This is a genomic window from Pedobacter sp. 01N416, assembly GCF_056399685.1.
Window position 1 is genome coordinate 1 of sequence record NZ_JBFTRT010000411.1, and the last position, 4,711, is coordinate 4,711.

The following is a 4,711-nucleotide window of genomic DNA, read 5'->3' on the forward strand; positions in this document are numbered from 1 at the left end:
CACATGCCGAAACCATAAAAAGAGCTTTACTTACCGCTTCCGGTTTAATTAACGAAAGTGAACCTTCTGCCCTCCAGATATTAAAAGAAGCTTCATTACAACTTCAAAGTATAGAAAAGTTCGATCCTGCAATTAATGTGCTGTATGAACGTTTACGCTCGTCGATTATTGAAATAAAAGACATTACCGATGAAGTTTCTACAATAGAGGGAAATACCATACACAGTGCCGATCGGTTAGAAATTGTAAACCAAAGGTTAGATCTGTTTTATACCCTGCAACAAAAACATAGGCTTGCCAATAATATAGAATTGCTGGCATTTCAAAATCAGTTGGAAGAAAACCTGAACAAGCTGTTATCTTCTGATGAGCATATCGAAAAACTGCAGAAAGAAATCGATCAGCTTAAAATAGAACTACATAAACAGGCTGACCAATTGAGTGCCAACCGCAAGAAAGCAATTAAAGTGGTTGAGGAACAAACCGGTATTACTTTGAAACAGGTAGGTATGCTTAATGCTAAATTGGTTTTAGACCAAAAAGTGTTGAACGAATTGAATAAAGATGGTTTAGATGAAATCAATCTGCTCTTTACAGCCAATGCTGGCCAAGCCCCTGCCCCGGTAAATAAAGTAGCATCTGGTGGTGAGTTATCGCGACTGATGTTGGCTATAAAAGCTTTATTGGCGAAACACACTTCGTTACCAACCATTATTTTCGACGAGATTGATACCGGAATTTCTGGTGAAACCGCATTAAAAGTTGGAGAAGTAATTGCCGATTTAGGACAGAATATGCAGGTAATTTCGATAACGCACCTACCCCAAATCGCGGCTAAAGGCATATCACATTACTTTGTTCATAAAAATGAAGACCGCGGAAAAACCACAACAGGCATCCGTAAACTTAAACAAGAAGAACGTATTGGTGTAATTGCCGAAATGTTAAGTGGGAAAAATCCAGGTGCATCAGCAATTGAAAATGCGAAAGAATTATTGGCTTAATTTATCATATTAATTCCGCGGTCTGTGTCCCCACAGACCGTTTTCATATCAAATCAAAATCAGTAAAATTAGTGGTCTGTGAGGACACAGACCACAGTATTACCGCTAATTCTTTTGCATCCTTAATCGATGTGCTGTCAGATGTTACCATCTGACAGATTGTAAATAAGATTATTGAAGATTTGCATCATCCTATCTGACAGCTAAAAGAAAAGCACCAATAATTTTACGTCAGGCATTAAACAAAACTAAATAATTAGTTTATATTTAATCAATGAAATCTTTTCTACTTCTACTTTCATTATTAACTATCGGTAAATTTTGTTCTGCACAACAAAGTTATATCCTTTCGGGCATGGTAAAAGATAAACGTGGTGAGCCTTTACCCGGAGCTGGCGTATATGTAAGCGGTTATAAAATTGCAACAGTTTCTAACAATGACGGCACCTACACCCTACCACTAAAACCTGGTAACTACGATATTTTAGTACAATTAATCGGCTATAAAGCTTTAAACAAAAATGTAGTGATTGCTGATAAAGCTGTAAAACTTGATCTTATCCTCGAAGAAAGTATAACCCAATTGGCCGAAGTAACCATTAAACCCGATCCGAACAGGGAACATTATATTGCCATGTTTAAAGGGTATTTTATTGGCACCACCCCCAATGCAGCGCAATGTAAACTCATCAATCCGAACGTACTGATTATCGATTACGATAAAGAGGAACATAAACTTACGGTAAAAACCACCCAATTTCTGATTATTGAAAACAAGGCGCTTGGATACCGCATTAAGTACCTGCTGAACAATTTTGAATACGACAGCAAAACCAGGATCATTTATTATGAAGGTTTCCCGTATTACGAAGATTTAAAAGGATCGGCACGCCGGAAGAAAATTTGGGAGCAAAAGCGGATTACCAGTTATTTAGGTTCTCCACAACACTTTTTTAGATCCATTTATTATCACCGCGCCACCGAAGAGGGATTTATTATTAATAAACTGATTAGCATACCAAATCCGGATAAACCTTCCGACAGTATGATTAACGCCAATATTAAACGCTTAACAAAAGTACAGGATGGCTTAACACGCACATTAACTTTTACGTCTGGAGATTCTTTGAGCTATTGGATAAAAAAGAAAAATCTCCCAAATGGGATTTCTATTTTAAGCCGTGCTCCTGTAACGCAGGATACATTGGTACATGTGGAGAATCAAAGTATTAAAAGCTTCAATTTTACTGATCAACTTTATGTTGTTTACACCAAAGAAAGGGAAGATCCTTCTTACGCCAACCGGATCGGCCTGTCTATTGCACGACCATTAGATATGCCAGATTACCAGATTTCTACCGTCACCTTGCAAGTTGTTCCGGTATATTTTTACGAAAACGGATCTATTTACAACCCTCGTTCGATGATTTATTCAGGTTACTGGGGCTGGGAAAAAATTGCCGACAGTGTACCAATGGATTATTTGCCGCCGGTTAATGGAGTGGGAAAAAAGTAGAAATATCGTTAATACAGCAAGAGAGACAACTACCAAACGCCATTTCTTCTTTTTTTGAAAAGCCAATACAGTGTTTTTTTGGTTTCAAAAGTCCCGCCCTTCGTTACAAATCCTCGCCCTCATGTTTCGGGCTGTGGGTTTTTCACTTTGGTCGGGTTTAGCTGGCAAAGGCCAGTAATACTATTGAGGGTTTTGGAACCACGCAGCACCTGCCAATGTTAATAAACCCGACAGAGCGGGTAGCCCACAGTGAAGCGTAGCGTAACGAGGACTACAAGCGATGGCGGGACTGCTCTAGCCATGAAAAACAGACCTTTCGTTTCAAATAGAAAACAATCTTTATGATGAACCTGATCTATTTTGGAAATAATCGTCATCTCGATCCGATAGCTATCGGATGGAGCAACGCGGAATGGAGAGATCTATCTAGCAAGATTTTGCTTAGCAGCGCCTTCGGGTTCTCAACTAGGTTGCACTCCACTCGAAATGACGATCACTATCAAATGTTAAAATTGTTAAAAATCTTTTACGTTTTTAATAAATATTACGCCTTTTGGTTACATTCGTCTCTATGATTAAAAGCCTTTTAGTAGCCCTTACGCTAATCATGCTGGGTACTAATGCCATTGCTCAAAACACCTTCTCCATTAGTGGTTTGGTTAGGGATCAAAAAGATGGATTACCTGGCGCAAGCATCTATTTAAGTGGATATAAAATTGCTACGGTGGCTGATAACGATGGACGATTTAAATTATCAAATCTAAAACCTGGCAGTTATGATCTACTCGTTCAGCTGGTTGGTTACCTCCCCTATTCTAAAAGTGTAATTATTTCCGATAAATCGGTGCAGGTGGAGCTGGTTTTGAAAGAAAATGTTGCGCAACTGGAAGAAGTTGTAATTAGGGCCGATCCTAACCGTCAGAAATATATTAACCAGTTTAAAGATTTTTTTATTGGTAAAACCCCAAATGCCTCACAGTGTAAGATATTAAATCCGCAGGTTTTAAATGTAGATTTCGACATTACCAAAAGTACTTTAACGGTTTCTACAACCGAGTTTCTGATTGTAGAGAATAAAGCTTTAGGTTACCGGCTAAAATATATGCTCGACCGTTTCGAGTATAACTCAAGAACACACATTATTTACTATTCCGGTCACCCGTTTTTTGAGGAATTAAAAGCATCGGCAGCTAAGAAGAAAAAGTATATCGCCGCCAGAGAGGTCGCGTATTATGGTTCTTCGCAACATTTCTTCCGTTCGCTTTATGCCAACAAAACACAAGAGGAAGGATTTATCATCAACAAAATGGTAAAAGTGCCTAACCCTAACCGCTATCCTGAATATTTAATTAATGCCAATTTAGAAAAGATTAAGGCCGTACCCGAGAAAACGGGCATTAGGCAGAATAAAGGTAAAATAGATACCGCATTGCTCGCCTTTTGGACCAAACAAAAAGAAATGCCCCGAACCATTGATAAATTTTCGAGAGCAGAGGTGCTTACCGATACATTAGTGCACTATTTTAACCAGAACTTAAAATACCTTAGTTATACAGATGCATTGCTGATCCAATACACCAAAGAAAAAGAATCTCTGGCTTATTCTAATACCGGATTTTGGATCTTCAGGCCTTTGGATGTACCCGAAAATGAAATTTCGGTAGCCAACTTAACCGGCGAAGGCGTACGTTTCTATGAAAATGGTGGCATTTACGACTCCCGATCGCTCTTATACGAAGGTTTCTGGGCTTATGAAAAAGTGGCCGATATGGTGCCGATGGATTATATTCCGCTACCTAAGATTAAGTAATGTGAGATAGCTGAGGTAAGGTAGAAGATTGATCTAAACTAAAAATGTTGAAAAGTAGCTAATCTTAGAAATCAAAATTACTAATATTTTTAGTAATTTTAATCTATGATTGGCGAAGAAGAAAAACAATATTTTAAAGGACGAGGCGCTCAAGTTAATCCACATAACAAATTTTTAAAGGATGTTTATGTAAAGGAACATGATGAAGGAATAGACGATTGGGAGGAAAGTGATCGTAAAACCTCCTTTATTTTTGAAAATTCGAAAACCATTGTAAACAAAGTTGACAGCCCCGATGTAGGCATGGCTTATTCTTTAAATCCCTATCAGGGCTGCGAACATGGCTGTACCTATTGTTATGCCCGCAACTCACATCAATAT

3 protein-coding genes and 1 pseudogene are annotated in these 4,711 nt (G+C 38.3%); all 4 read left to right on the forward strand.

Features of this window, described 5'->3' with window-relative positions; all coding sequences use genetic code 11:
• Nucleotides 1-1,004 (forward strand): DNA repair protein RecN (locus AC1DND_RS20075; protein WP_477584328.1); only part of this gene is annotated, 1,004 nt, incomplete at its 5' end.
• 274 nt (nucleotides 1,005-1,278) lie between these two features.
• Entirely contained in the window at nucleotides 1,279-2,520 is a 1,242-nt protein-coding gene (locus AC1DND_RS20080; RefSeq protein ID WP_477584330.1) for a carboxypeptidase-like regulatory domain-containing protein, read from the forward strand.
• Between the two features lie 571 nt (nucleotides 2,521-3,091).
• A complete protein-coding gene (locus AC1DND_RS20085; protein WP_477584332.1) occupies nucleotides 3,092-4,330 on the forward strand; it encodes a carboxypeptidase-like regulatory domain-containing protein in 1,239 nt (412 codons plus the stop codon).
• Between the two features lie 105 nt (nucleotides 4,331-4,435).
• Nucleotides 4,436-4,711: pseudogene (locus AC1DND_RS20090) on the forward strand (PA0069 family radical SAM protein); the annotation flags it as partial.

Excerpts from the sequence above, each read along its gene's own strand:
- AC1DND_RS20080 (WP_477584330.1), top strand. The coding sequence starts at position 1,279 with ATGAAATCTTTTCTACTTCTACTTTCATTATTAACTATCGGTAAATTT.
- AC1DND_RS20085 (WP_477584332.1), top strand. The coding sequence starts at position 3,092 with ATGATTAAAAGCCTTTTAGTAGCCCTTACGCTAATCATGCTGGGTACT.